The sequence below is a fragment of the Kitasatospora sp. MAA4 genome (assembly GCF_029893355.1).
GTDB lineage: Bacteria > Actinomycetota > Actinomycetes > Streptomycetales > Streptomycetaceae > Kitasatospora.
Genome location: NZ_JARZAI010000036.1, coordinates 43,437 through 70,108 on the forward strand (window position 1 = coordinate 43,437; position 26,672 = coordinate 70,108).

At 72.6% G+C, this 26,672-nt stretch carries 23 protein-coding genes; 11 read left to right on the forward strand and 12 right to left on the reverse strand.

Features of this window, described 5'->3' with window-relative positions; genetic code table 11:
* Positions 1 to 46: 46 nt before the first annotated feature.
* Entirely contained in the window at positions 47 to 1,252 is a 1,206-nt protein-coding gene (locus P3T37_RS32865; RefSeq protein WP_280727590.1) for an ROK family transcriptional regulator, read from the reverse strand.
* A gap of 56 nt (positions 1,253 to 1,308) precedes the next feature.
* Between P3T37_RS32865 and P3T37_RS32870 the strand changes: the two genes are divergently transcribed.
* Entirely contained in the window at positions 1,309 to 2,496 is a 1,188-nt protein-coding gene (locus P3T37_RS32870; protein WP_280727591.1) for an MFS transporter, read from the forward strand.
* A 1-nt stretch (position 2,497) separates the two neighbouring features.
* Positions 2,498 to 3,148 carry a TVP38/TMEM64 family protein gene (locus tag P3T37_RS32875; RefSeq protein WP_280727592.1) on the forward strand — a complete coding sequence of 217 codons (651 nt, stop codon included), beginning with the start codon at positions 2,498 to 2,500 and terminating at the stop codon, positions 3,146 to 3,148.
* Between the two features lie 100 nt (positions 3,149 to 3,248).
* Here P3T37_RS32875 and P3T37_RS32880 read toward each other — a convergent pair whose 3' ends face one another.
* Positions 3,249 to 3,983, reverse strand: coding sequence for an SDR family oxidoreductase (locus P3T37_RS32880; RefSeq protein WP_280727593.1), 735 nt, complete (start codon positions 3,981 to 3,983; stop codon positions 3,249 to 3,251).
* 389 nt (positions 3,984 to 4,372) lie between these two features.
* Between P3T37_RS32880 and sepF the strand changes: the two genes are divergently transcribed.
* The 3 genes from sepF to P3T37_RS32895 all read left to right on the forward strand — a co-directional run bounded on the left by sepF (position 4,373) and on the right by P3T37_RS32895 (position 7,009).
* Complete coding sequence (gene sepF / locus P3T37_RS32885) at positions 4,373 to 4,765, forward strand: cell division protein SepF (protein WP_051966361.1); 393 nt, start codon at positions 4,373 to 4,375, stop codon at positions 4,763 to 4,765.
* Between the two features lie 160 nt (positions 4,766 to 4,925).
* Positions 4,926 to 5,480 (forward strand): helix-turn-helix domain-containing protein, encoded by a 555-nt coding sequence (locus tag P3T37_RS32890; RefSeq protein ID WP_280727594.1) that lies wholly within the window; start codon positions 4,926 to 4,928, stop codon positions 5,478 to 5,480.
* The gene (locus tag P3T37_RS32895; RefSeq protein ID WP_280727595.1) at positions 5,477 to 7,009 is read left to right on the forward strand and encodes an MFS transporter; all 1,533 of its coding nucleotides are present in this window, start codon (positions 5,477 to 5,479) and stop codon (positions 7,007 to 7,009) included. Before P3T37_RS32890 ends, P3T37_RS32895 begins: the two co-directional genes overlap by 4 nt.
* A gap of 6 nt (positions 7,010 to 7,015) precedes the next feature.
* Here the strand turns inward: P3T37_RS32895 and P3T37_RS32900 are convergent, their stop codons facing one another.
* The 8 genes from P3T37_RS32900 to P3T37_RS32935 all read right to left on the reverse strand — a co-directional run bounded on the left by P3T37_RS32900 (position 7,016) and on the right by P3T37_RS32935 (position 20,221).
* Positions 7,016 to 9,529 carry a SpoIIE family protein phosphatase gene (locus tag P3T37_RS32900; RefSeq protein WP_280727596.1) on the reverse strand — a complete coding sequence of 838 codons (2,514 nt, stop codon included), beginning with the start codon at positions 9,527 to 9,529 and terminating at the stop codon, positions 7,016 to 7,018.
* Positions 9,530 to 9,648: 119 nt separating this feature from the next.
* Entirely contained in the window at positions 9,649 to 11,211 is a 1,563-nt protein-coding gene (locus tag P3T37_RS32905) for an aldehyde dehydrogenase family protein (RefSeq protein ID WP_280727597.1), read from the reverse strand.
* A 76-nt stretch (positions 11,212 to 11,287) separates the two neighbouring features.
* Positions 11,288 to 11,914 carry a TetR/AcrR family transcriptional regulator gene (locus tag P3T37_RS32910; protein ID WP_280727598.1) on the reverse strand — a complete coding sequence of 209 codons (627 nt, stop codon included), beginning with the start codon at positions 11,912 to 11,914 and terminating at the stop codon, positions 11,288 to 11,290.
* Positions 11,915 to 12,017: 103 nt separating this feature from the next.
* A complete protein-coding gene (locus tag P3T37_RS32915) occupies positions 12,018 to 13,616 on the reverse strand; it encodes an AMP-binding protein (protein WP_280727599.1) in 1,599 nt (532 codons plus the stop codon).
* 69 nt (positions 13,617 to 13,685) lie between these two features.
* Positions 13,686 to 14,867, reverse strand: coding sequence for an acyl-CoA dehydrogenase family protein (locus tag P3T37_RS32920; RefSeq protein WP_280727600.1), 1,182 nt, complete (start codon positions 14,865 to 14,867; stop codon positions 13,686 to 13,688).
* Positions 14,868 to 14,902: 35 nt separating this feature from the next.
* On the reverse strand, positions 14,903 to 16,843 hold the full coding sequence (locus P3T37_RS32925; RefSeq protein WP_280727601.1) for a biotin carboxylase N-terminal domain-containing protein: 1,941 nt from the start codon (positions 16,841 to 16,843) through the stop codon (positions 14,903 to 14,905).
* A gap of 52 nt (positions 16,844 to 16,895) precedes the next feature.
* Positions 16,896 to 18,494, reverse strand: coding sequence for a carboxyl transferase domain-containing protein (locus P3T37_RS32930; RefSeq protein WP_280727602.1), 1,599 nt, complete (start codon positions 18,492 to 18,494; stop codon positions 16,896 to 16,898).
* Entirely contained in the window at positions 18,491 to 20,221 is a 1,731-nt protein-coding gene (locus P3T37_RS32935) for a DUF1446 domain-containing protein (protein WP_280727603.1), read from the reverse strand. The genes P3T37_RS32930 and P3T37_RS32935 overlap by 4 nt, the downstream gene beginning before the upstream one ends.
* Before the next feature lie 304 nt (positions 20,222 to 20,525).
* On the opposite strand from P3T37_RS32935, the gene P3T37_RS32940 reads away from it, so the two are divergent.
* From P3T37_RS32940 to P3T37_RS32955, 4 genes are all read left to right on the forward strand, one after another.
* Positions 20,526 to 21,041 (forward strand): hypothetical protein, encoded by a 516-nt coding sequence (locus P3T37_RS32940; protein WP_280727604.1) that lies wholly within the window; start codon positions 20,526 to 20,528, stop codon positions 21,039 to 21,041.
* 10 nt (positions 21,042 to 21,051) lie between these two features.
* Positions 21,052 to 21,312, forward strand: coding sequence for a hypothetical protein (locus P3T37_RS32945; protein WP_280727605.1), 261 nt, complete (start codon positions 21,052 to 21,054; stop codon positions 21,310 to 21,312).
* A 59-nt stretch (positions 21,313 to 21,371) separates the two neighbouring features.
* Positions 21,372 to 21,830: a hypothetical protein gene (locus P3T37_RS32950; protein ID WP_280727606.1), complete on the forward strand. Its 459-nt coding sequence runs from the start codon at positions 21,372 to 21,374 to the stop codon at positions 21,828 to 21,830.
* A gap of 525 nt (positions 21,831 to 22,355) precedes the next feature.
* Positions 22,356 to 22,736, forward strand: a complete 381-nt coding sequence (locus P3T37_RS32955) for a hypothetical protein (RefSeq protein ID WP_280727607.1) — start codon at positions 22,356 to 22,358, stop codon at positions 22,734 to 22,736.
* A gap of 71 nt (positions 22,737 to 22,807) precedes the next feature.
* On the opposite strand, the gene P3T37_RS32960 is transcribed toward P3T37_RS32955, so the two are convergent.
* A complete protein-coding gene (locus tag P3T37_RS32960; protein WP_280727608.1) occupies positions 22,808 to 23,650 on the reverse strand; it encodes a LysR family transcriptional regulator in 843 nt (280 codons plus the stop codon).
* A 95-nt stretch (positions 23,651 to 23,745) separates the two neighbouring features.
* Between P3T37_RS32960 and P3T37_RS32965 the strand changes: the two genes are divergently transcribed.
* On the forward strand, positions 23,746 to 24,477 hold the full coding sequence (locus P3T37_RS32965) for an SDR family NAD(P)-dependent oxidoreductase (RefSeq protein ID WP_280727609.1): 732 nt from the start codon (positions 23,746 to 23,748) through the stop codon (positions 24,475 to 24,477).
* A gap of 144 nt (positions 24,478 to 24,621) precedes the next feature.
* Here P3T37_RS32965 and P3T37_RS32970 read toward each other — a convergent pair whose 3' ends face one another.
* Positions 24,622 to 25,902 (reverse strand): MFS transporter, encoded by a 1,281-nt coding sequence (locus P3T37_RS32970; RefSeq protein ID WP_280727610.1) that lies wholly within the window; start codon positions 25,900 to 25,902, stop codon positions 24,622 to 24,624.
* 286 nt (positions 25,903 to 26,188) lie between these two features.
* On the opposite strand from P3T37_RS32970, the gene P3T37_RS32975 reads away from it, so the two are divergent.
* On the forward strand, positions 26,189 to 26,581 hold the full coding sequence (locus P3T37_RS32975) for a hypothetical protein (RefSeq protein WP_280727611.1): 393 nt from the start codon (positions 26,189 to 26,191) through the stop codon (positions 26,579 to 26,581).
* The last annotated feature ends 91 nt before the right edge of the window (positions 26,582 to 26,672 follow it).

Here is a 26,672-nt window from a genome sequence, read left to right on the forward strand (position 1 = left end):
CTCTCGCATCCCGCCGGGCTTCCCGCACCCGCGTCACCCCGGCGGCTCAGGCCACGCCGAAGCCGAACAGGTCGCGGCAGACCGCGTCCGAGGCCGTCAGCACCGCGCCGCTGAGCACCGCGCCGCCGCCGGCCGCGCCCGGTCGCACCTCGGTGCGCAGCGGCGACAGCGCGGCCAGCCGGGCGGCCACCCGGTCGGCGAGCGCCCTGCCGCCGGCCCGGCCGACCTCGCCGCCCAGCACCAGGCAGCCCGGGTCCAGGATCACGCAGACCCCGGCCGCGCCCAGCGCCACCCGCTCCGCCAGCGCGTCCAGGAACGGCGCGCCCGCCGCCTCGTCCGCCGCCGCCGCGAGCACTGCGGCCTCGGCCGCCGCCGCGTCGTCGCCGCCGACGGTCGGGGCGGGTGGCAGGAGGCCGTGGGCGCGCGCCAGTTCGCAGACCGCGGCGCTGCCGGCCAGGCTGTGGAAGCCGCCGTCGCACGCGGTCGCACTGGGCAGACCGCCGGTGCCGGGCACCGGCAGGAAGGCGATCTCGCCGGTGCCGCCGGAGAAGCCGCGCCGCAGCCGGCCGTCCAGCAGGACGGCGGCGCCGACCCCGTGCCCGAGCCAGAGCAGCACGAAGGTGTCCCGGTCGGCGGCGGCGCCGATCCGGTGCTCGGCGATGCCGGCCAGGTTGACCTCGTTCTCCAGGATCACCTCGCCGGGCAGCCCCGCGCGCAGCACGGTGACCAGCTCGGCATGCCAACGCGGCAGCGATCTGGCCGAGTTGAGCTCCCCGGTGGAGGGGTCCACCAGCCCGGGCGCACCGACGGCCACGGTGTGCAGCAGCGTCACCCCGGCCTGCTCGGCGGTGTGCAGCAGGGTGCGCAGCACCCGCTCGGCCACGTCGGCGGGCGGGTCGGCCGGATCCACCGGGACGGCTGCGGTGGCGAGCGTGCGGCCGGCCAGGTCCGCGACGGCGAGCGTGACCCCGGCGGCCCGGACGTCGATGCCGGCCAGCTGGGCGCGGTCGTAGCGCAGCCCGTACACCCGGGCGTTGGGGCCCCGGCGCTGCTCGCCGCGCTCACCCACCACGGTCACCAGGCCGCCGCGCTGGAGCCGTTCCAGCAGGTCCGAGACGGTGGGGCGGGAGAGCCCGGTGAGGGTGTGCAGCTCGGTTGCGGTCAGCGTGACGTGACGCAGCAGCAGGTCCAGCGCCAGCCGGTCGTTGATCGCACGGGCAGTGCTGGGGGTGGCCGTACGGGCGGTGGTCATGAGGCGGATCCTGCCAGATCTGTTTATCAGGTTTCCTTCCTGATAATTTATCGGCTATGTCGAGGGCGAGCAGTCCCCTGCGCCGGGCCAGGATCAGTGTCGCGCTGGTGTTCGCCGTCCACGGCGCCGTCGCGGGCAGCTTCGCGACCCGGATCCCCGCCGTCCAGCACGCGTTGCGACTCAGCCCCGGCGCACTCGGGCTCGCGCTGGTGATGCCGGCCGTCGGCGCCTCGCTCGCGATGCCGCTGGCCGGACGGGTCACCCACCGGCTCGGCGCGCGGGCCGCCATCCGGCTGCTGCTGGCGCTCTTCTGCCTGGCCCTGGCGCTGCCCGCGGTGATGCCGGGGCTGCCCTGGCTCTGCCTGGCCCTGTTCGTCTTCGGCGCCACCTCCGGGATGGCCGACGTCGCGATGAACGCCGAGGGCGTGGAGGTCGAACAGCGGCTCGGCCGCTCGATCATGTCCGGCCTGCACGGCCTGTGGAGCGCGGGCGGACTGGTCGCCTCCGGCTTCGGCGCGCTGGCGGCCCGTCAGCACCTGTCGGCCGGCATCCACCTGGCGCTGGCCGCGGCCGTCCTGCTGGTGCTCGGCCAACTCGTCTGCACCGGCCTGCTGGACGTCCGCCCGGACCCGCAGGCCGAGGCCCCCGCCCGGTTCGCCCTGCCACCCCGTTCGGTCCTGGCGATCGGCCTGGTCGGCTTCTGCGGCGTCTTCGCCGAGGGCGCCGGAATGGACTGGTCCGGCGTCTACCTGCGCGACGTCACCGGCGCCTCGGCGGCGACCGCGACGATCGCCTACACCGCGTTCGCGTTCACCATGACCAGCGCCCGACTGGCCGGGGACGCGGTGGTCCGCCGGATCGGCGCCGTGCGCGCCGTACGGCTGGGCGGCGCGGTCGCCACGGCCGGCGGACTGCTGGTGGTCGCCGCGCGGACCCCGGCGGCGGCGGTGCCGGGCTTCGCGCTGATCGGCGTCGGGGTGGCAGTGGTCGTCCCGCTGGCGTTCGCCGCCGCCGGACACCGCGGACCCAACCCCAGCCAGGCCATCGCGGGCGTGGCGACCGTCACCTACACCTCGGGCCTGATCGCCCCCGCGGTGGTCGGCGCCGTCGCCCAGGCCGGCTCGCTGCGCGTCTCCTTCGCCCTGGTCACCGCGCTGACGGCCACCCTGGCGCTGACCGCCGGCGCCCTGCGGCCCGTCCCCGCCCGGCTCCGGCAGCCGGACCCGCAGGACATACCCTCGTGAGGTGCTGCTCTCCCGTCTGACCTCCCCCTGGGCGCGCTTCGCCCTGCTCGCGCTGATCCTGGCCGGCGCCGCGGGCTCGGTCGCCCTGTGGGACCCGCGGCACCCGGCCGGCGCCGTCCCCGGGGCGTGGCGCGCGCCCGCCTTCGCGCTGCTCTTCGCGCTCGGGACGCTGGCGTTCGTGCCCAAACCCGCGCTGAACGTGGCAGCCGGCGTGCTGTTCGGCGTGGAACGCGGCCTGCCCCTGGCGGTGCTCGGCACCACGCTGGGCGCCGCCCTCGCCTTCGGCCTGGGCCGCGGCCTCGGGCGCGAGGCGGTACGGCCACTGCTGCGCGGCAAGGTGCTGACCGCGCTGGACCGCCGGCTGACCGAGCAGGGCTTCCGCAGCGTCCTGCTGCTGCGCCTGATCCCCGGCGTCCCCTTCCAGGCCGCCAACCTGGGCGCCGCCTTCTCCGGCGTCCGCCTGCGCCCGTTCCTGGCCGCCACGGGCCTGGGCGTCCTGCCCGGCACCGCGGCCTACGTGGTGGCGGGCTCGGCAGCCGGCTCCCCCGGCTCGCCGGCCTTCCTGGCCTCCACCGCGGTGATCGTCCTGATGGGCCTGCTGAGCCTCGCCGCCCTCCGCCGCACCCGCCGCCCCGCCCCGGAGACCGCCTGACCCCGGTCGGCCGGCCGGTCTACAGGCGCAGCACCGCCGGGTCCAGGTCGAGCCGGACCGGCTCGCTGCTGCCGTCCACGTCGGCTCAGGGAGCACCAGTTCAGAGCCCGCCGGAGATGCGCAGGTTGGCGCCCGTCGCGTAGGAGGCGTCGGCGGAGAGGAGCCAGGCGACGGCTGCGGCGATCTCGTCGGGTTCGCCGGCCCGGCGCAGTGGGATGAGGGGGGCCATCCGGAGCGGGCGGGCGGCGTCGCCCATGTCGCGGTGCATCTCGGTGTTGGTGATGCCGGGAGAGACGGCGTTGACGCGGATCCCGGCGGGGCCGAGCTCCTTGGCGAGCCCGAGGGTGAGGGTGTCGGTGGCGGCCTTGGTCGCCGCGTAGTGGACGTACTCGCCGGGGCTGCCCAGGGTGGCGGAGGCCGAGGAGATGTTCACGATGGCGCCGCCGGGGGCGAAGTCCCGGGCGGCGCGGCGGGCGCAGAGTACGTAGCCGATCAGGTTGACGTCCACGACTCTGCGCAGGTCCTCGGTGCGCAGCTCGGTGATCGGGGCCAGCGGTCCGGTCACTCCGGCGTTGTTGACCAGGCCGGTGACCGGGCCCAGTTGCTCGGCCGCGGTGTCGAACAGCCGGTCGACGTCGGCCTCGACGGCGGTGTCCACGCGGACGGTGACCACCCGCACACCGGCGTCCCTGGCGTCGCCGGCCACCTCCTCGGCGGAGTCCGCGTCCCGCAGGTAGCCGATCGCGAGGTCGTGGCCGTCGGCGGCGAGCCGCCGGCAGACCGCTGCACCGATCCCGCGGCCTCCGCCGGTAACGATGGTGACGGGACGTGACATGAGCGTTCTCCCTCGGTCGGCGCGACGGCAAGCCGAGCATAGCCACGCAATATCTGTTCGCCGTAAGGGGGCTTCTCCGGACAGGATGAGCCCCGTGGATTCCAACACGCCCTACCTGTCCGGGCCCTCGCGCGCATGACACGTCGTCAAGCTCTTATTGACGACGGACCAGTTGGTCTACGCGCGCAACCGCCCAGCGGTCGGTGACGTCCGCTCAGGGTGAGGACGGCGTGTGCCGGCGGCACACGCCACAACCCGAACGGCGCGCCCGGGCGGGCGCCAGAGGCGTGATCAGTGCGATACTCGGACAGTTCCGTGGAGTGGATGGCGCGTCAGACCGACCGCGCGGGCGCACGGGACCAGACGGGATAAGGACAGGGAGGCGCGGCATGGGAGCACTTCGCGACGAGCACCACAACGGGTGGCTGATGCCCTCCGGCAACTACCCCGCCGCAGTGCACGAGGATCCCTGGGCGATCGCGGACGCGACGCCCACCATCCCGCAGGTGGCGAAGATCGTCTCACTGAAGCCGACCGGCTTCGAGTCGGCCCGGGCCGTCGGCGAGCACGTGCGGGCCGGCACCCCGGTGGTCATGGATGTGACCGAGATGGACGACGCCGAGGCCAAGCGGATGGTGGACTTCGCCTCCGGCCTGGTGTTCGGCACCTACGGCGGTATCGAGCGGATCGCCCGCCGGGTCTTCCTGCTCACGCCGGCCGAGGTGGAGGTCACGGTCATCGACCGCCCGCTGGACGAGAGCGGTTTCTACAACCAGAGCTGAGCGCCGTAGCTGTTGGACCCTCCGTTGCCGGAGGCGGCCCCCGCCGCCTCCGGTTTTTTGCTGCCATGCGGCTGCCATGCGACGGCCATGCGGTCGGCATGCAGCTGACGCGGAGATCTCATGTGAGACATCCATGTCTCACATGAGCTAGAATCCTTTCATGGCTATTGATCGCGACTCGGTCCTCAAGGCGGCTGTCGGCGTCCTGTCCCGGCAGCCGACCGCCCATCTGGACGAGATCGCCCGGGCCGCCGGCATCAGCCGCGCCACGCTGCACCGGATCTTCCCGGGGCGCGACGCGCTGATCCGCGAGGTCGGCCTGCTGGGCCTGCGCAAGTACAACGCCGCCCTGGACACCGCCGCGATCGAGGACGGCGACGCCCAGGCCGCCCTGCGCCGGCTCGCCGACGTCCTGGTGCCGGACGCGGCGCTCTGCGCCTTCCTGGCCGGCGAGAACCAGCTGTTCGACGATCCCGAGCTGTGCGCGCTCTGGGAGGACCAGGACGCCCGGGTCCGCGCGCTCTTCCTGCGCGGTCAGCAGGAGGGCGTGTTCCGGATCGAGCTGTCGGCGAGCTGGCTCAGCGAGGCCTTCTTCGACCTGCTGGCCGGCGTCGGCTGGGCCGTCCAGGACGGCCGCCTCGCCCCCCGCGACAGTGCATTCGCCCTCATCGAGCTCTTCCTCGGCGGAGCTCTCAGGAGACCCTCCACCCCATGAGCACCACATCGCTCCACCGCCCCACCCGCACCGCCGCACACCGCCCCGACCGCCGCTGGATCGCGCTGGGCGTCCTCGTCCTGGCCATCGTGCTGGTCGCGATCGACGCGACCGTCCTGGTGCTGGCCATCCCCTCGATCACCGAGACGCTGCGGCCCAGCAGCACCCAGCTGCTCTGGATCGGCGACATCTACTCGTTCGTACTGGCCGGTCTGCTGGTCAGCATGGGCTCGCTGAGCGACCGGATCGGCCGCAAGAAGCTGCTGATGATCGGCACCGCCGCGTTCGGCGCGGCCTCGCTGGTCGCCGCCTACGCTCCCGGCCCCGGCTGGCTGATCGCCGCCCGCGCGCTGCTCGGCGTGGCCGGCGCGACGATCATGCCCTCCACCCTCTCGCTGATCCGCTCGCTCTTCCCCGACGCCCGCGAGCGCGGGACCGCGATCGGCATCTGGGGCGCGGCGGCCACGGCCGGCGCCGCCGCCGGTCCGCTGGTCGGCGGCGTGCTGCTCGAACACTTCTGGTGGGGCTCGGTCTTCCTGCTCAACCTGCCGGTGATGGCGCTGCTGCTGGTGCTCGGCGGCTGGCTGCTGCCCGAGTCGCGCGACCCGAAGCCCGGCCGCTGGGACCTGGCGAGCGTGCTGCTCTCGATGTTCGGCGTGATCGCCGTCGTCTACGCGATCAAGGAGGCCGCCGCCCACGGGGTGGCCCGCTGGGACGTGCCGACCGCCGCCGTCCTGGGCACCCTTGCGCTGGTCGTTTTCGTCCGCCGCCAACTGCGGCTGGCCACCCCGCTGCTGGACGTCCGGCTGTTCGCCGACCGGCGCTTCACCGCCGCCATCCTGGGGGCGCTGGTGGCGCTGATCGGGCTGGCCGGGGTGGTCTTCTTCATCTCGCAGTACCTCCAGCTGGTGCGCGGCTACTCGCCGCTCAAGGCCGGGCTGGCCGAGATGCCGGCCTTCGCCGGGGCGGTCGTCGCCTCGATGCTCTGCGCCCGGCTGGCGCGCCGCGCGGGCGCGCGGGTCGCGCTGGTCGTCGGGCTGCTGGCGATGGGCCTGGCCATGGGCGTGCTGGGCTGGCTCCAGCAGGACACCGCGTACCTGGTGCTGGCGGGCGTCTTCACGGTGCTCGGCGCCGGCGAGGGGCTGGTCTACACCCTGTCGGCGGACCTGGTGCTGACCGCGGCGCCCGAGGAGAAGTCCGGTGCGGCCTCGGCCGTCTCGGAGACCGCCTACGAGCTCGGCACCGCGCTCGGCATCGCCCTCTTCGGCTCAGTGCTGACCGCCGTGTACGCGCACGGCGTCGGCCTCCCCGCCGGCGTCGACCCCGAACTGGCCGCGCGGGCCCGGGAGTCGCTGGGCGGCGCGGTGGAGGCGGCCGCGACGCTGCCCGCCGGAGTCGGACAGGTCATGCTGGCGCAGGCCAGGGAGTCCTTCGTGCACGGCCTGGGCATCGCCGCGGTGCTGGCCGCCGGGCTGCTGATCGCGGGTGCGGTGCTGGCCTGGTTCCTGCTGCGGCCCAGCCGCAGATGACAGGCGTCAGCTGCCGAGCGGGAGTTCGAGTTCGGCCCAGACCACCTTGCCGTCCTTGACCGGGCGGCTGCCCCAGCGGTGGGCCAGCTCGTTGACCAGGGCCATCCCGCGCCCGCCCTCGTCCTGGGAGCCGAACGGGCGCAGCCGGGGCGCCGTCCCGGCGGAGTCGGCGACCTCCATGGTCAGCCCGCGGTCGCGGAAGAGCCGCAGCCGGCGCGGCTCCCCCGCGTGCACCAGCGCGTTCGTCACCAGCTCGCTGACCAGCAGCTCGGCGAAGTCCGCCAGCGGGGACAGGCCCCAGGCGGCGAGGGTGGCGCGGGTGAAGCGGCGGGCCAGTGCGGGCGCCCGCTCCTCGTCGATCAGCGACAGCGTGGCGATCCGGTCGCCCGGCACCGGCAGCGCCCGCGCCATGATCATCGCGATGTCGTCCTCGGAGCCGCCACGGACCAGGCTGGTGACCACGGCGTCGCAGTGCGCCTCCAGGGTGCGGCCGCGCTCGGCGAGGGTGCGGCGCAGCGCGTCGATGCCCTCGTCGATGTCCTGGCCGCGGCGCTCCACCAGGCCGTCCGTGTAGAGCGTGAGGATGCCGCCCTCGGGCAGGGTGAACTCGATGTTCTCGAAGGCCACCCCGCCGACCCCCAGCGGGACGCCGGCCGGCGGCGTCAGCACCCGCGCGCTGCCGTCCGGGGCCATCACCACCGGCGGCAGGTGGCCGGCGCTGGAGAGCGTGCAGCTGCGGTCCACCGGGTCGTAGACCGCGCAGACGCAGGTGGCGAACTGGCCCTCGCCGATGCCGGTGGCGGTCTCGTCGAGCCGGGTCAGCACCTGGGCGGGCAGCATGTCCAGGGTGGCCAGGGTGCGGGCGACGGTGCGCAGTTGGCCCATCGTGGCGGCGGCCCGGATGCCGTGGCCCATCACGTCGCCGACCACCAGCGCGACCCGTCCGCAGGACAGCGGCACGACGTCGAACCAGTCGCCGCCGACCTCGCTGACCACGCTGCTGGGCAGGTAGCGGTAGGCGATCTCCAGGCCGAGGGTGCGGTGGATCTCCTGCGGCAGCAGGCTGCGCTGGAGGGTGAGCGCGGTCTCCCGCTCGCGCCGGTAGAGCCGGGCGTTGTCCATCGAGACGGCGGTGCGGGCCACCAGCTCCTCGGCGAGCGAGACGTCCCCGTCGTTGAACGGCTCCGGATTGCGGATCCGGATGAACTCGGCGCCGCCCAGCACCTTGCCGCGGGCCATCAGCGGCACCAGCAGGTAGGAGTGGACGCCCTCCGCGATGGCCGGGCCGACCCGCTCCGGCTTGGCGGCCAGGCTGCGCAGCGTCGGTTCGTCCAGATGGGGGATCACCAGCGGGCGCCCGCTGCGCAGCGTCCTGGTGTACATCCGGTGCGAGTCGAAGGCGGAGGTCTCGCCCACCGCGTCGGCCAGCAGCGAGACCCGCGACTCGTACGCCTCGCCGGAGGCCACCGCGCGCAGCTCGACGCCCTGGTCCGGCGCGAGCAGGCCGGGCTCCTCGCCCTGAAGCACCGGGTCCAGCAGGTCGACGGTGGCGAAGTCGGCGAACCGCGGGACCACCGCCTCGACCAGCTCCTCGGCGGTGCGCTTGAGGTCCAGCGTGGTGCCGATCCTGGCGGTGGCAGCGGCCAGCATCGCCAGCCGGTCCTGGGCCCGGGAGGCCCGCGCCTCGGCCTGGTAGCGCGCGGTGACGTCGATGATCGAGGAGCTGACGCCGAGCACCCGGCCCGAGGAGTCCTCCAGGCGGAAGTACGAGGCCGACCAGGCCCGGTCCCGGCGCGGGTCGCCGGGAGTGCGGCCGTGCGAGCGGGCGTCCACCACCGGCACGCCCGAGGCCAGCACGTGGCGCATCACCGCCTCGATCTCGGCGGCGTTCAGCCCCGGCAGCACCGCGTCCATCCGGCGGCCCAGGTGCGCCTCGACGGACAGCCCGTTGATCCGGGCCAGCGCCTCGTTGAGCCGCACGAAGCGCAGCTCGGTGTCGTAGACCGCCATGCCGATCGGGGACTGGGTGAAGAAGCCGTCCAGCACGGCGAGGTCCGCCTCGACCTGGCGCAGCGCCCGGACGTCCGAACCGGTGGCCAGTACCAGCGGGCGGCCCTGCGGGCCGTCGATGCCGTACGTGCGGAACTCCAGCTCAACCTGGTGGCCGTCGCGGTGGCGAACCGGGAAGACCCCGGACCAGCGGCGGCCGACCAGGATGCGCTGGTAGAGGGCGAGCACCTCGTCGCGGTTCTCGGGGCGGACGAGCAGCGGAGCCGCGAAGTGGCCGACGATCTCGTCGGCGGTCCAGCCGAGCAGCTGTTCGGCGTCCTCGCTCCAGTGCAGGACGCGGCCCTCGCCGTCCAGCAGGGCGGTGGCGAGCGGGACCAGCCGGTGGCCGTCCAGCCGGGCGGGGGCGATGTCGGGCGGCTCGGCGGCGTCGAGGTGCTCGCGGTCCTCGGCGTCGGGGCCGTCCGCGCTGTGCTCCCCCTCGGACGGGGAGCCGGTGTCTGGTGCGTGCATGGTCTGGAAACCACCCCGGTTACGTCCCTAGGTGCTCGTGGTACCCAGACTGCCCGGACATCGGCACGGCGGCGACCGCGCGCCACCGGGCCGTCGCCTCGGCGCGGAGGTCGGTCCCGTCAGCGGGGAGGGTAGAGCGAGTAGGAGGGGAAGTTGCCGTAGAGCTTCTCGTCCGGGCCCTCCGGGCCGAAGGTGACCGCCTGGACCAGCAGGTCGCCGCCGACGAAGGCGCCCTTCCAGGAGGCGCCGAGCCCGCCGAAGACCTCCTCGCGGTCGCCGCGGCTGCGCGGCTTGTTGATGCCGACCTTGAAGGCCAGCAGGTCGGGGGCGACCCGCGCGGCGAAGTCGAGGTCGTCGGTGGCGAGTGAGGCGACCAGCGAGCCGTTGCCCGCGTTCATCGCGGCCAGCAGCTCGGACTCGGTGTCGACCAGCAGGATCGAGTCCAGCGGGCCGAACGGCTCGGAGTGGTGCAGCGCCCAGCTGGCGGGCGGGTTGAGCACGCAGGACGGCGCGATGTAGGCGTCCAGCGACTGGTCGGGCAGGAAGTCGGGCAGGAAGGAGCCCGCCGCCAGGTCCCCGCGGTGCAGCGGGATGCCGCGGGCGGCGATCGCGGCGTCGAAGTGCGCGCGCAGCTCGGCGGCCTTGGCCGCGTGGATGACCGGGCCGAAGTCGAGGGCGGGGAACTCGTCCGCCGGGTCGGCGACGGCCAGCGGGTGGCCGAAGCGCAGGGAGGCCAGGACCGCCAGGTAGGTGTCCAGGAAGGCCGGGAAGAGCGCGCGCTGGACCACATAGCGGGGGTAGGCGGTGCAGCGCTGCTTGGCGTACTCGAAGCCCTTGCGCAGGTGCGCCGCCAGGGTCGGCCAGTCGCTGTAGTCCCAGACGCCCCAGGTGTTCAGCCCCTCCTGCTCCAGGAAGTGGCGGCGGCCCAGGTCGGCCAGCGCGGTGGCCGCCCGGCGCCCGTTGGCGCGGCCGCCGACGAAGGCCAGCGCGCCCAGGCCCGGGGCCTGCACCAGGGCGTCCGCCAGGCTGCTGCCCTGGCCGGAGAGCAGCGTCACGGGCAGACCCGCGCGGCGCATCAGGGCGTGCGCGAGCGTGAGGCAGTGGAACCCGCCCTGGGACGGCGTCTTGGCCACCACCGCGTTGCCCGCCAGCACCTGGACCAGCTCCGCGTGCACCTGGACGCTCATCGGGTAGTTCCAGCTCGCGATGTTGGAGACCGGTCCGGGCAGCGGCACCCGGCCCGCCGACTGGCGGTCGATGTTCTCCAGGTACCAGCGCACGCCGTCCAGCGCCCGGTCCACGTCCGCGCAGGCCAGCCGCCAGGGCTTGCCGATCTCCCAGACCAGCAGCAGGGCGAGCAGGTCCCGGTGCTCGGCCAGCGACTCCACCGCGGCGAGCACCCGCGCCTTGCGCTCGTCCAGCGGGACCGCGCCCCAGCGGCCGTGCTCGGCGATCGCGAAGGCCACCGCGCGGTGCGCCTCGTCGACGTCGATCCGCGGCGGGCCGGGGATCTCGGTGCCGTCCAGCGGGGTGGTCGCCTCGCCCGGCGTGCCCACCGGCCGCCACTCGCCCCTGACCAGGTTCAGCAGGCGGTCCGAAGTGAACGCCTCCGGGGCGGCGCGCACGCAGCGTGCGTAGGTGTCGGACCAGGACGTGCCGGACTTGAGCCGCAGAACTGTCATGGTGCGTGCCTCCGGTCAGGACGGGGTGGCGTGCCTCCTGTTCATGGTCGCCCCAAACGGTGTCCGGCGGGCGAAGCTAGGGCTTCCGTGCAGTGGCTGCCGCGTGCAGGGCGGCGTCGAGCTGGCGGGCCCACTGGCGGACGACGCCGGAGCGGCGGGCGCCGTCGTCGGTGAGCAGGTTCGCCAGGCCCAGGCCGCGGGCCAGGTCCAGGGTCGCCTGGACGCTCTCCCGCACGCCCGGGGCGCTCTCGTCCGCGCCGAGGAACTCCACCGCGGCGCGGTGCGACTCCCGGCCGACCCGGTTCTCCAGCGCGACGATCCGCTCCCGCAGCGGCTCCTCGGTGGCAGCGGCCACCCAGAGCTGGAGGGCGGCGCGGAAGAGCGGGCCGGTGTAGAGGCGGACGATCAGGTCGACCACCGCCTCGGTGCGGGCCGGGCCAAGCGGCGGCAGCTCGCCGGTGTCCGCGCGGACGGCGGCCAGCCGCTCGACCGTGACGTGCTCGACGGCGGCGGTGAACAGGTCCTCGCGGGTCGGGAAGTGGTGCTGCGCGGCGCCCCGGGTCACGCCGGCCCGTTCGGCCACCACGGTGACGGTGCTGCCGTTCCAGCCCAGCTCGGCCAGGCACTCCACGGCCGCCTCCAGCAGTCGGCGGCGGGTGGCTCGGCTGCGGTCCTGCTGGGGGGTGCGGGCGGCGGTGGTCATCGGTGGTGCGCTCCGGTCCGTACGGGGGCTGTCCGGGTCCTCGGCCCGGCCACCGTGATCCTCGCAGACGGCGGCCGGGCGGCGGGCATGGTAAGCGCGCTGGTCAGCGGGTGCGCAGCTCGCGGCGCAGGATCTTGCCGGCCGCCGACTTCGGCACGGCGTCCAGGAACTCCACCGCGCGGACCTTCTTGTACGGCGCCACCTGGCCGGCCACGAACTCGATCACCTCGGCCTCGGTGAGCGCGCTGCCCGCGCTGCGCACCACGAAGGCCTTCGGCCGTTCGGTGCCGTCCGGGCCGGTGACGCCTATGACGGCCGCGTCCACCACCTGCGGGTGGGTCAGCAGCAGCGCCTCCAGCTCGGCGGGTGCCACCTGGTAGCCCTTGTACTTGATCAACTCCTTGACCCGGTCGACGACATGCAGGTAGCCGCGCTCGTCGACCCGGCCGACGTCCCCGGTGTGCAGCCAGCCGTCGGCGTCGATCATCGCGTCGGTCTCGCCCTGGCGGCCGAAGTAGCCCTTCATCACCTGCGGTCCGCGGAACAGGAGTTCGCCCGTCGCGTCGACGCCGAGGTCGTGGTCCGAACCGTCCAGGGCGACCACCTTCAACTCGGTGGAGGCGATCAGCCTGCCGACCGAACCGGGCGAGGGCGTCGGGTCGTCCAGCGGCACCAGGTGGGTGACCGGGGAGAGTTCGGTCATGCCGTAGCCCTGCCGGACGGAGTCCAGGCCGAGCCGGGCGGCGCAGGCCGCGGCCAGCGAGGCGTCCAGCGGGGCGGCGGCGCTCAGCACGTAGCGCACCGAGGAGAGGTCGAACCGGTCCACCAGCGGGTGCTTGGCCAGCGCCAGCACGATCGGCGGGGCGACGAACAGGCCCTCCACGCGTTGGTCCTGGATGGTGCGCAGGAACTGCTCCAGGTCGAAGCGGGGCAGCACCACGATGGTGGAGCCGGCGCGCAGCGGGCGGTTGAGCAGGGCGGTGAGCCCGTAGATGTGGAAGAACGGCAGGACGGCGATGATCCGCTCGCCCGGCTCGGGGCTGTGCAGCGCGTCGACCTGCGCGAGGTTCGTGGCGATCGAACGGTGGGTGAGCATCACGCCCTTGGGCAGGCCGGTGGTGCCGCTGGAGTAGGGCAGCACCGCCACGTCGGAGCCGGGGTCGATGGAGACCTCGGGCTCCGCAGCGGTGCAGGCGAGCAGGTCGGCCAGCGAGCGGTGGCCGGACTGCCGTTGTTCCACGTCTACGGTCTGACGGTCGCAGGTGATGATCTCGCGGATCTCGATGCCGTCCTTGGCCAGCTCCGCGACCGCGGCCAGCGAGACCGGCAGCAGGGCCGAGGCGGTGATGATCCAGCGCGCGCCGCTGTCCCGCAGCTGCTCGGCCAGCTCGCCCGGGGTGGCGAGCGAGCTGACCGTCGTCACGGTGGCGCCGGCCCTGGTACAGCCGTAGAAGGCGAGGGGGTAGGCGATCGAGTTGGGGCTGTGCAGCGCGACCACGTCGCCCTGGCGCAGTCCGGCCTCGGCCAGTCCGGCGGCGACCCGGCCGACCGAGGCGGCGAGTTCGGCGTAGCCGATGCTCTCCCCGGTCACCCCGTCGACCAGGGCCGGCAGGTCACCGAAGCGGGCGGCCCCGCCGAGCACCGCCTGGTCGATCGGCAGGTCGAGGGCGGGAACGTCGGGGTACACGCTGCGGAACACCATGAGGACTCCTGCGGGTTGGGAGTGTGGCGGATGCCCAGGTTGCTACCCGGGCATCCAGTGGCCCACGCGTCAGTACGAGCGCGGCAGCCCCAGGGTGTGCTGCGCCACGTAGTTGAGGATCATCTCCCGGCTGACCGGGGCCACCCGGCCGACCCGGGTGGCGGCGATCAGGGCGGCCAGCCCGTACTCCTGGCTCAGTCCGTTGCCGCCCAGGGTCTGCACGGCCTGGTCCACGGTGCGGCAAGCCACCTCGCCGGAGGCGTACTTGGCCATGTTGGCCGCCTCGCCGGCCGCCAGGTCGTCACCGCCGTCGTACAGGGCGGCGGCCTTGCGCATCATCAGGCGGGCGAGCTCGATCTCGATGGCGCACTGCGCCAGCGGGTGGGCCAGGCCCTGGTGGGCGCCGATCGGGGTGTCCCAGACGGTCCGCGTCTTCGCGTACTCCACCGCGGTGTTGAGCGCCTGCCGGGCCACTCCGAGTGAGAAGGCGGCGGTCATGATCCGCTCGGGATTCAGGCCCGCGAAGAGCTGGAGCAGGCCGGCGTTCTCGTCGCCGACCAGCGCGTCGGCCGGCAGCCGGACGTCGTCGATGAAGACCTGGAACTGCTTCTCGGGCGAGACGAGTTCCATCGGGATCGGACGGTACTCGAAGCCCGGCGTCTCGCGCGGGACGATGAACAGGGCGGGCTTGAGCTTGCCGGTGCGGGCGTCGGCGGTGCGGCCCACCACCAGCACCGCGTCCGAGCCGTCGATGCCGGAGATGAAGACCTTGCGGCCGTTCAACACCCAGTCTTCGCCGTCGCGGTGGGCGATGGTGGAGAGCCGGTGCGAGTTGGAGCCGGCCTCGGGCTCGGTGATGGCGAAGGCCATCCGGCGGGTGCCGTCGGCCAGACCGGGCAGCCACTGCTGCTTCTGGGCGTCGGTGCCGAACCGGGCGAGGATCGTGCCGCAGATCGCCGGCGAGACCACCAGCATCAGCAACGGGCAACCCACTGTGCCGAGTTCCTCCAACACGATGGCGAGGTCGGCCACCCCGCCGCCACCGCCGCCGTACTCCTCGGGCAGGTTGACCCCGAGGTAGCCCAACTTACCTGCCTCTGCCCAGAGTTCGTCGGTCTGCTCGCCGGCCCGGGCCTTGGCCAGAAAGTAGGTCGAGCCGTAGCGGCGACCCAGGTCGCCGACGGCCTGGCGGAGCGCGATGCGCTCGGGGGTCTCGATCAGCGGGCTCTCGGTGGTGCGCGGTGCGGACATGTCCGGTCCTCCCGGGCTTGAAGGGGTTGTGCAGGCTATTGGTCGGAAGCCTCGACGACGGCGAGCACGGCGCCCAGTTCGACCTGCTGACCGGCGACGGCCCGCAGTTCGGTCACCGTGCCGTCCTGCGGGGCGACCACCTGGTGCTCCATCTTCATCGCCTCCAGCCAGAGCAGCGGGTGGCCCGCGCTGACGCGGTCGCCGACGGCGACCGCGAGCCGGACCACGGTGCCCGGCATCGGCGCGAGCAACGCGCCTGGCGCGTGCTGCTGTTGCGGCTCCGGGAAGCGCGGCAGCGCGGTCAGCGCGACCGCGCCGGCGGCGCCGTCGATCTGCACGGCGCTGCCGTAGCGGGCGACGTGCAGGGTGCGGCGCAGTCCGTCCAGCTCCAGGACCACCTGGTCCGGCGCTGCGCTCAGCAACCGCACGTCCGGCTGGCCCTCGACCCGCAGGCCGTCCCTGGTCAGCCGGTAGCGGACCTCCAACTCGCCGCCGTCCGCCGAGAGATAGCGCTTCACCTGGGACTGGGAGGGCAGGTTGCGCCAGCCCGAGGGAAGCACCGACGGGCGGGTGGCCGCGTCGGCCAGGGCGGCGGCCAGCGCGGCCAGCGGCAGCAGGCGCTTGTCCTGCGGCCCGGCGAGCAGGTCCGCCGCGTGCTCGGGGAGGAAGCCGGTGTGCACCCGGCCGGCCAGGAAGGCCGGATGGCGCAGCGTGCGGACCAGCAACTCCCGGTTGGTGACCAGCCCGTGGATCCTGGCGCGGTCGAGCGCGGCGGCCAGCCGTCGGGCGGCGGCGGCGCGGGTCGGCGCCCAGGCGATCACCTTGGCGAGCATCGCGTCGTAGTGGATGCCCACGGTCGTGCCGTCCACGACACCCGCGTCCACCCGCAACCCGGCCGGCTCGCCGGTGGGTTGGAAAGGCGAACCGTCCAGCTCGAAGCGGTGCAGGGTGCCGGTCTGCGGCTGCCACTCCTGGGCCGGGTCCTCTGCGTACAGGCGTGCCTCGATCGCGTGGCCGCGCACCGGCGGCGGTGCGGCGGCCAGCATCCCGCCCTCCGCCACCTCCAGTTGCAGGGCCACCAGGTCGAGTCCGGTGACGCATTCGGTGACCGGGTGCTCGACCTGGAGGCGGGTGTTCATCTCCAGGAAGAAGAACCGCCCGTCCGGCGCGAGCAGGAACTCCACGGTTCCGGCGCCGGTGTAGCCGATCGCGCGGGCCGCTGCCGTTGCAGCCGAGGACAGTTCGGCGCGCAGCGCCTCGTCCAGGCCGGGCGCCGGGGCCTCCTCCAGCACCTTCTGGTGCCGGCGCTGGAGCGAGCAGTCGCGCTCGCCGAGCGCCCAGACCGTGCCGTGCGCATCCGCGAGCACCTGCACCTCGACGTGCCGGCCGGTGGGCAGGTACGGCTCGCAGAACACCTCGCCGGAGCCGAAGGCGGCCGCCGCCTCGGCCTGCGCCGCCGCCAACTCACCCGGTAGGTCGGCCAGTCGACGGACCACCCGCATGCCGCGTCCGCCTCCACCGGCGGCCGCCTTCACCAGCAGCGGGAGGTCCGCCTCGGTGGCCTGCGCCGGATCGACCGCGCCCAGCACCGGGACCCCGGCCGCGGCCATCAGCCGCTTGGCCGCGGTCTTGGAGCCCATCGCGGCCATCGCGTGCGGCGGCGGCCCGACCCAGGTCAGCCCGGCGTCGAGCACCGCCTGCGCGAACGCCGGGTCCTCGGAGAGGAAGCCGTAGCCCGGGTGGACGGCGTCGGCCCCGGCGTCCAGGGCGGCGCGCACCAGCAGGTCCGCCCGCAGGTAGGTGTCGGCGGGCGCCGCGCCCGGCAGCCGTACGGCGGTGTCGGCCTCGCGGACGTGCGGGGCGTGCGCGTCCGGGTCCGAGTGCACCGCCACCGTGGCGATGCCGAGGTCGCGGCAGGTGCGGAAGACCCGCCGGGCGATCTCCGCCCGGTTGGCGACCAGCAGGGTAGTGATCATCCGATGCTTCCTGTTCTCCGTATCGGGTCGGCGGTGTCCATGAGCCCGGTCGTCACATCCGGAAGACGCCGTAGCTGCGCGCGCCCTGCACCGGCGCGTGGTGGATCGCGGAGAGGCAGAGGCCGAGCACGGTGCGGGTGTCGCGCGGGTCGATCACCCCGTCGTCGTAGAGCCGTCCGGAGAGGAAGGCCGGCAGCGACTCCGCCTCGATCTGCTGCTCCACCATGGCCCGGATCGCCGCGTCGGCGTCCTCGTCGTACGGCTGCCCCTTGGCCGCCGCCGACTGCCGGGCGACGATCGACAGCACTCCGGCCAGCTGCTGGGGGCCCATCACCGCCGACTTGGCGCTCGGCCAGGCGAACAGGAAGCGCGGATCGTAGGCCCGACCGCACATGCCGTAGTGCCCGGCGCCGTAGGAGGAGCCCATCAGCACCGAGATGTGCGGCACGGTGCTGTTGGCGACCGCGTTGATCATCATCGCGCCGTGCTTGATGATGCCGCCCTGCTCGTAGTCCCTGCCGACCATGTAGCCGGTGGTGTTGTGCAGGAAGAGCAGCGGGATGTCGCGCTGGTTGGCCAGCTGGATGAACTGCGCGGCCTTCTGCGACTCCGCCGAGAAGAGCACCCCCTGCGCGTTGGCCAGGATGCCGACCGGGTAGCCGTGCAGACTCGCCCAACCGGTGGCCAGGCTCGTCCCGTAGAGGGGTTTGAACTCGTCGAAGTCGGACCCGTCGACGATCCGGGCGATCACCTCGCGCGGGTCGAAGGGCACCTTGAGGTCGCCCGGGACGATGCCGAGCAACTCCTCCTCGTCGTACTTCGGCGCCGGGGCACCCAGGTCGGGCGCCGCGCCCGCCCGGCGCCAGTGCAGGCGGTGCACGATCCGACGGGCCAGCCGGACGGCGTCCTGCTCGTCGGCGGCGAAGAAGTCGGCCAGGCCCGAGGTCCGGGCGTGCATCTCGGCGCCGCCGAGCGACTCGTCGTCCGACTCCTCACCGGTGGCCATCTTGACCAGCGGCGGCCCGCCGAGGAAGACCTTGGCGCGTTCCTTGACCATCACGGTGTGGTCGGACATGCCCGGCACGTAGGCACCGCCGGCGGTGGAGTTGCCGAACACCACGGCGACGGTGGGGATTCCGGCCGCCGAGAGCCGGGTGAGGTCGCGGAAGAGCGCGCCGCCCGGGATGAAGATCTCCTTCTGGCTGGGCAGGTCGGCGCCGCCGGACTCGACCAGGTTGATCAGCGGCAGCCGGTTGCGCAGCGCGATCTCGTTGGCCCGCAGCGCCTTGCGCAGCGTCCACGGGTTGCTCGCCCCGCCGCGCACCGTCGGGTCGTTGGCGGTGATCACGCACTCGGTGCCCGCCACCACCCCGATGCCGGTGACCAGCGCGGCGCCCACCGGGTAGTCGCTGCCCCAGGCGGCCAGCGGGGAGAGCTCCAGGAACGGCGAGTCCGGGTCGAGCAGCAGCTCGATCCGCTCGCGCGCCAGCAACTTGCCCCGGGCGCGGTGGCGTTCGACGTACTTGGGACCGCCGCCGGCCAGCGCTTTGGCGTGCTCGGCGTCGAGGTCGGCCAGCTTGCCGAGCATCGCCGTGCGGTGCGCGGCGTACTCGGGCGAGCCGGGGTCGAGACGGGACGGCAGGACGGTCACAGCAGGGCCTCCGGGATGTCGAGGTGACGCGAGCGGAGCCACTCCCCCAGCGCCTTGGCCTGCGGGTCGAACCTGGCCTGCGCGGCCACGCCCTCGCCGAGCAGACCGGTGATCACGAAGTTGACCGACCGCAGGTTGGGCAGCAGATGCCGGGTGACGGGCAAGTCGGCGGTCTCGGGCAGCAGTTCGCGCAGCTTGGAGACCGTGAGGGTGTGCGCCAGCCAGCGCCAGGCGTCCTCGCTGCGGGCCCACAGGCCGACGTTGGCGTCGCCGCCCTTGTCGCCGCTGCGGGCGCCGGCCAGCAGGCCGAGCGGGGCCCGGCGGGTGGGTCCCGGCTCCGGCGGCTCGGGCAGTGCCGGGTCCGGGAGTTCGGTCAGCTCGCCGGTCGCCTCGGCGGGCGCGATCGCCCGTCGGGTGCCGTCCGGCAGGACCGCCCAGTGCTCGACCAGCTTCGCGTCCAGGTACACGGCCTCGAACACCCCGTACGGCGCGCCCGGTCCCGGGGGCGCCATGACGTGGAAGCCGGGGTAGCCGGCCAGCCCCAGTTCCACGGCGGCCGCGGTGACGGGCCGTCCGACCCTGGCGGCGTCCGGGTCGCGGACGGTGAGCTGGAGCAGGGCGCTGGCCTGCTGCTCGGTCGCGGCGTCCGGCTGCTCGGTGCGGGCCAGCGTCCAGCGGACCTCGGCCGGGCGGTGCGGGCCGTCCAGCGCCTGTTCCAGCTGCGCGCGGACCAGCGCCGCCTTGGCCTCGATCTCGAGCCCGGTGAGGACGAAGACCACCTCGTTGCGCCAGCCGCCGATCCGGTTCAGCCCGACCTTGAGGGTCGGCGGCGGCGCCTCCCCCCGCACACCGCTGATCCGGACCCGGTCGGGACCCTCCTGGGTCAGCCGTACGGTGTCCAGCCGGGCCGTGACGTCCGGCCCGGCATAGCGCGGACCCGCTGTCTCGTACAGCAGTTGGGCGGTGACGGTGCCGGTGGTGACCGCGCCGCCGGTGCCCGGGTGCTTGGTGATCACGCTGCTGCCGTCCGGGTACACCTCGGCGAGCGGAAACCCCGGGCGGGTGACGTCGTGCTCGGTGAAGAAGGAGTAGTTGCCGCCGGTGGCCTGCGCCCCGCACTCCAGCACATGCCCCGCCACCACCGCCCCGGCCAGCGCGTCCAAGTCGCCCGGCCCCCAACCGAAGTGCGCCGCCGCCGGACCCGCCACCAGCGCCGCGTCGGTCACCCGTCCGGTCACCACCAGCTCGGCGCCCGAGCGCAGGCACTCCGCGATCCCCCAGGCGCCGAGGTACGCATTGGCGGCGAGCAGCCCGCCGGCCGCCCCGGCCTCGGTGAACTCCGCCGCCCGCGCCAGCAGATCGTCCCCCTCCACATGCGCCACCCGCAGCGGCACCCCCTGCGCCTGCGCCAACTCCCGGATCGCCTCGGCCAGTCGGGCCGGGTTCAGCCCGCCCGCGTTGACCACGATCCGCACCCCGCGCTCAACCGCCAGGCCCAGGCACTCCTCCAGCTGGCGCAGAAACGTCTTCGCATACCCCGCCCGCGGGTCCTTCAGCCGGTCCCGCGCCAGGATGAGCATCGTCAACTCAGCGAGATAGTCCCCGGTCAGGACGTCCAACGGCCCCCCGGTCAACATCTCCCGCACCGCCGAGAACCGATCCCCGTAGAACCCCGAGGCATTGCCGATCCGCAGCATCTGCCGCCCTGCCAAGCCGAGTTCGACCATCACGCACCCCTTCGTCCGCCGGCAGCACGAAGCGTGGCAGCGATCGGGGAAAAAAGCAATCATGCATGCTTGTTATTCGCCGCCCCGAAGGCGTGACGGAGGGTAGTGGGTGTTGTGACCGGAAGTCGTAGTTGGCCACTGGAACTCATAGTTGGCCACACCGACGGCCGGCTACGGTGGGTAACTGAGCTGGGGCACGGTAGTTGGAACCTGGCCTTGATGGTTGGCACCGGCTCTTGATGGCTGACGCCGAGGCCGCAGTCTCGCCCTGCCCATCGGTGTGACGGCTTCCGCGACTGATCCCATGACCAGCCGCGTGGTGGACGCGATCGTGTCCGAACCCGGTCGCGCCGGCGTCGCCGACTGCGAGAGGATCATGCTGGCAGGAGGGGAACGTCAGGGAGCCCGGGTGACTGGTCAGACAGCGAAGATCGCATCGCATTGCGAGTGCGGCAGCATGGCGGTGCGACAGGTGAACCAGTTCATCCTTCACGACGAGTTGTGGTGGGACTCGGAGTTCTCTTGCGGGTCCTGCGGCACCTACCTGTGTGAACACGCTGGTCCGGGACCAGCGCCTGATGATGTTCGGGAGGCTCTGCTCGCAGCGCTCGGGCCCGTCAGGCTGCGGTTGGTCGGTTCGGTGCCCAGTCTCGTCCCAGCTTTGAAGGTCTTTCGGGAGGTCTCAGCGGCCTCGTTGTCGCGGGCTCGTGAGCTGGTCGGGGAACTGAGCCACGATGGTCTGGTGGGGACGTTGTCGGAGATGGAGTTCCTGAAGGCCAGGCTGCAGCTGCGTGGGGTCCCCGTCGACGTCGATCGGTAGCTGTCCCTGGATGGACCTGGAGGTCAACTGCGGATCCGGCGGTGCCACCAGGACCCTGCGCAGTCAGCAGAACCCCAAGACCAGCACCGCTACCGACCCCGCAGCGAACACCGAAAGCACCGTGATCCAGACCCTGACGCAGGCCCTCCGCCTCGAACGCAGCACCCGCCGAGAGCAGGTGCACGAACTCGAACAGAAGCCCGCCGCCGCTCACGGCGAGATTCTCCGCCTCCATCGTCGACTCCGCGAACACGGCCTCGACGATCGTTGACCTACCCGCTTCGAGGGCCGCCTTGGCAACCAGTGCCGAGGCTTCGCTACGGTGCTGCCATGCCGAAGACCAGTGTCGACAACGCCACCACGAACATGCTCTGCCTGTGGTTGGAGCCATGGGGCACCGATCACTGGATGCGCCCAGGCGAGGAGTTCACGGTCGTCACCGAAGGCGGGCCCGAAGCATCAGCCTTCAACGTGGTCGTCCACGATGAAGGAATCAGCGTGTGGGTGAACCACGCCAACTCCGCCGAGGTCTTCGACAAGAGTGGGAACGAAGCCCCCTGCGGGCATCAGCGCCCGATCGAGGCAATCAGGCAGTTCCTTGCAGGAGCGGAGCGGCTGCTGGAGGTCGTCAACGCTGAGGGCAGGTCACCGATGCACCAGGAGATGGCCCGCACCCACTACGAGCGACTGCGGCAGGACCTCGCCGATGCCGAAGCACTGCGAGAGGGCAAGCCGCACGCTGCGGACGGCGTCAGCAAGGTCCTGAACAGTGACGACAGCGCCGGCTGAATCGACAACGCCTGATAACTGGACGACTACGACTTCTCAGCTGCCCATCACCCCGGCCACCAGGAATGAGCTCGCGCGACTCGCAGACCTCTACCAGTCCTCACTCGACTGGGACCACCCGACGGGTCCTTCGCCGTGGACCCGGGACCAGCAGGAATCCTTCCAGAGGGCGGCAGACACAGCGCTGGAGGCGTTGCGACGCGAGCTGGGCGACGACTGGACAGTCGAGGACCGTAGGGGTTGAGCTGCGCTTGTGGACAACAGGTGTGCTCAGCTGGCCACTCTGGCGCTCAGGCGCTGGTCGAGCAGACGCATGCGGACGAGATGATCGAGCCGGCCACCCCGCATCTGGTGGAGGACCTCTTCCACCGGGACCAGTCGAGCCGGGGCCCGTCAAAAGGCGGATGTCCCGGTGCTGAAGCTCTACGCCCACACAACGGGGAGGAGACGGCGGACCCCGAGTGATCCTTCCCATTATGGATCTTCACTCGACAGGGTGATCGTCGCCGGATCGGGCTGGAGCCGATGGTCTCGACCGGCCGGAAGCACGGGTTCGAGTCGCTGGAGGAGCGGGACCTGCTGCGGGCGCTGGACTTCGTACGGGTCCGGGAGGTGCTTCCGCAGCCTTTCCGCCTGGACTTCGAGCACGCCGGCGGCCGCTCGGCGCACATCCCGGACTTTCTGGCGCTCATGGCGGACGGCAACTGGCTGTTCGACGTCCGGCCGGCGGCTCTGGTCCAGGACGAGGACGCGGTGAAGTTCGCCGCGACGCGGGAGGTCGCAGCCGCAGCGGGCTGGCGCTACACCGTCGTCGGTGGCTGGCGCCCGTACGTCCAGGGGGTGCTGGACGCGCTGTCCGCCAGGCGCCGCCCGCGCGCCGACCCGCTGGGCCTGCAGTGGGTGTGACCGGAAGTCGTAGTTGGCGATTGGAGGTCATAGCTGGCGGCCCTCCCGCCTCGCTACGCTGCCTATGGGAACTACCGGAGACGGGTCGCAGTCCGGACAAGGTCGGCGACGGCTCTGGACCGACTGTGCGGCGGCCAGGCGATCACGGTGGTGACTTCCGGCGCGTCCAGCACGGGCACGGCGGCGAGGTCACCGTGCAGTTGAGCTCGGCACGACTCCGGTGAGACCGCGCAGGCACGGCCGAGCGCGACGAGCTGCAACAGCTGCGCGTGGTCGCGGACCTGCGGGCCGGGGCCGGGCGGGTAGGTGCCGTCGGGGTCGGGCCAGCGTGGCAGGGGCAGGCCGGTGATGTCGGCCATGTGCACATGGGTCCGGACGGTGAGCGGATGCCCGGCCGGCAGGACCACAACCTGGCCCTCCGTACTGAGTTCTTCGGTGTGGAACCCGGCCGTGGAGTCGAACGGCCGGTGCAGTAGCGCCACGTCGGCCCGGCCCTCGCGCAGCAGTCGCTCCTGCTCGGCCGGGCCGCACAGGATGACGTCGACGGGGACCGCGCCGGGTTCGGCGGCGTACCCGTCCAGCAGTTTCGCCAGCAGTTCGCGGGACGCGCTGGCCTTCGTGACCAGGACCAGACCGGGGCTGCCGGTCGAGGGAAGGGCGGCGCGGCGGGTCCGGCGCTCGGCCGCTTCGACCGCGTCGAGGGCCGCCCTGCCCTCAGCCAGCAGCACCGAGCCGGCTTCGGTCAGCGTGACGGTGCGGCTGGTCCGATCCAGCAACGCTGCCCCGAGTCGGCGTTCGAGCTGCTGGATCGCCCGTGACAGAGGCGGCTGTGCGATCCCGAGCCGCTGCGCGGCACGCCCGAAGTGCAACTCTTCGGCGACAGCGACGAAGTAGCGCAGTTCCCTGGTCTCCATCCGGCCACGGTACTCCGGATCAATACCTGGAAGGTATCGTTGCCCACCCAATCGGTCTTGGACCGCTGCCGGGGTCCGAGAGCAGCATGGTCCCCATGAGCGAACGAACGATTGCGCTGGTCACCGGCGCAAACAAGGGAATCGGCTACGAGATCGCCGCAGGCCTGGGCGCCCTCGGCTGGAGCGTCGGCGTCGGCGCCCGCGACGATCAGCGCCGCAAGGCCGCGATGGAGAGACTGCGCGCGGCCGGCGTCGACGCGTTCGGCGTACCGCTGGACGTGACCGACGACGCGAGCGCGACAGCCGCCGCACGGCTGATCGAGGAACAGGCCGGGCGCCTCGACGTGCTCGTCAACAACGCCGCCATCACCGGCGGCATGCCGCAGGAGCCCACCCGCGTCGATCCCGCCACCATCCGCACGGTCGTGGAGACCAACGTCATCGGCGTCATCCGCGTCACCAACGCGATGATGCCGCTGCTGCGCCGCTCTGCCTCACCGCGGATCGTGAACATGTCCAGCAGTGTCGGCTCCCTCACCCGGCAGTCAGGAACCGCTGGTGAGCTGACCGCGGGTCCAGTGGCCGTGGCGTACTCGCCGTCGAAGACGTTCCTCAACGCCGTCACCCTCCAGTACGCCCGGGAGCTGAGCGGCACGAACATCCTGATCAACGCCGGCTGCCCCGGCTACGTCGCGACCGACCTCAACGGCTTCCGGGGCGTGCGCACCCCCGAACAGGGCGCGGCCATCGCCATCAAACTCGCGACCCTGCCCGACGACGGCCCGACCGGCCAGTTCTTCGAGGACGCCGGCGTAGTGCCCTGGTGAAGCGCACGGCGGTCTCACCTCGCCGGATGTCGTCGGGCAGCGGTGATCGAACAGACCCATTGGAAGCGCAAGCCCTCCTGGGCGCCGTCTCCTCCTCGTGACGTCAGGCATCTCGAAGCCCCCGTGCCGACCGCGCCGCCGACGTCAGTCCCGCGCTGCCACATCTGACTCAAGAGACACGGCCACTGGCTCCGGCCGTGCAGCGGGAACGGCGGCGCGGTGCGGATTACCCCAGGGCAGAAGGAACGCGCTGGCCAGACACAGCACCCCGGCGAGCACGAGCGCCGGACGGATACCGGAGACGTCGGCGACGAGACCGCCACCGACCATGAACGCCGCCTGAACCGCCCGCGAGCTGACCGACCAGCTGGTGACGACCCGCGACATGAACGCGTCGTCCGTCGCTTCCATCCGGTACGTCGAGAACGACGGGTTGAACACCCCAGCGGCGAACAGCAGGCCGAAGTCGACCGCCACGATCACGCCCACCCCGAACGCGCCGGACGGCGCCAACGGCAGCAGGAGCAGCCAGGGCGCGCGCGCCACCCCGGACACCAACAGCACACGGCGCTGTCCCAGGCGCCGGGTCAGCGCGGGCGTGACCTGCGAACCGAGCACCCCGCCCAGGCAAGGCAGGCCGAGTGCCAGGCCGTACTGCCACGGTGCCAGGCCCAGGTTGCGCAGCATGAGGACGGCCATCAACGGCGACGTCATCATGACGGGACCGCCGAACAGTAGGGAGTTGAAGAACAGTGCCCGCAGCTCGCGCCGGGCCAGCAGGTGGCGCCAGCCGGAGGTGACGTCGCGCCACAGGTGCGGCGGGTCGCTGCGGACGGGTGGCGCCGGCTCCGGGCGGCGGATGCGGTGGACCCCGGCGGCCGAGCCAAGGAAGGAGACCGCGTCCACCGCCATCGTCGCCGTCGTGCCCAGCACACCGATCAGCAGACCTCCCAGTGGCGGACCTGCGCTTGAAGTTACCCAACTCATCGTCTCGAAGGCGCTGTTGGCCCGAATCCGGCTCTGCGGCTCAACGAGCGCCTTCAGATGTGCGCCGCTCGCGGCATCGAACGCCACCGACGCCGCCGTCTGCACGACGCCGACGAAGCACAATTGCGTGTAGGTCAGCACACCCAGAGCCGCGGCGACCGGCACAGTCGCCAACACCAGGAATCGCACCGCGTCCGCGGTCATCATCACCGGTCGCTTGAGGCGGTACTCGATCCGCACGCCCAGCGGCAGCGCGATCACCGCACTGGCAACCGCCGACAGCCCCGCCAGGAACGACACCCGGAGCGTCGAGGCATGCAGGGCCAGCAGCGCGATCAGCGGCAGCGCCCCCGAGCCGACGGCACTGCCTGCGGCACTGACCGTGTAACCGGCCCACAGCCTGCGGAAATCCTCACCCAACCCGTTCTGACGACGCAACGGTCCTCCTCCGAATCGGGCGGGCCACCTCAGGGGGTGCGCCCGGGAGCCCGGACGCACCCGGCTGCTGACGATCAGCAGCCGCCGTAGCCCTTCCAGTTGGCGACGGTGTCGCTGACGGTGCCGCCAAATCGGTTCCAGCTCGCCCCGGTTGGCCGAAAACATACGGGCCTTCGGCCGATTCCACCCTCCTGCCCGGCTCCCCCAGCCCCTAACCTTCGTGGTCAGCACGGGTGGGCACCGCCAGGGGTCTGCCACGCGGACACGGGGATACGGGGGCACCACCTTGAAGGCGATACGACGACGGCTGGCCGGGCTCGGCGCTGCGGTGGCGGTGACCGCTGCACTGACGGTCAGCCTGCCGACCGCCGCCCAGACGGCGAGCGGCTACTGCAACGGGAACGTCATCGCGCAACACGACGCCAACGGCTTCAGCACCCGCCTGATCCGCTCGTACGACGGCGGCAGCCTCTGCGTCAACACGTGGAACCAGACCGGCCACCAGGCCTGGACCATGGCAGAGCTCTACGACCCGACCGGCTTCTCGGACGGCGGCGACTACGCCCCCTACTACCAGTACGCGTCCACCGGTTGGAGCCCCATCTCCAGCGGCTGCTGGCGCTGGCGCGGCACCCCGAACGGCTCGGGCGACTGGACCAGCTACTGGAACTGCTTCTAGTACTCCAGTGAGACTTCTCCATTTGCCCTGGTCAAGAGCCTAGTGGCGGGGAGTTTAGCGGGGCTGGCGCGTGGGTGGGACGGGTTTGAGG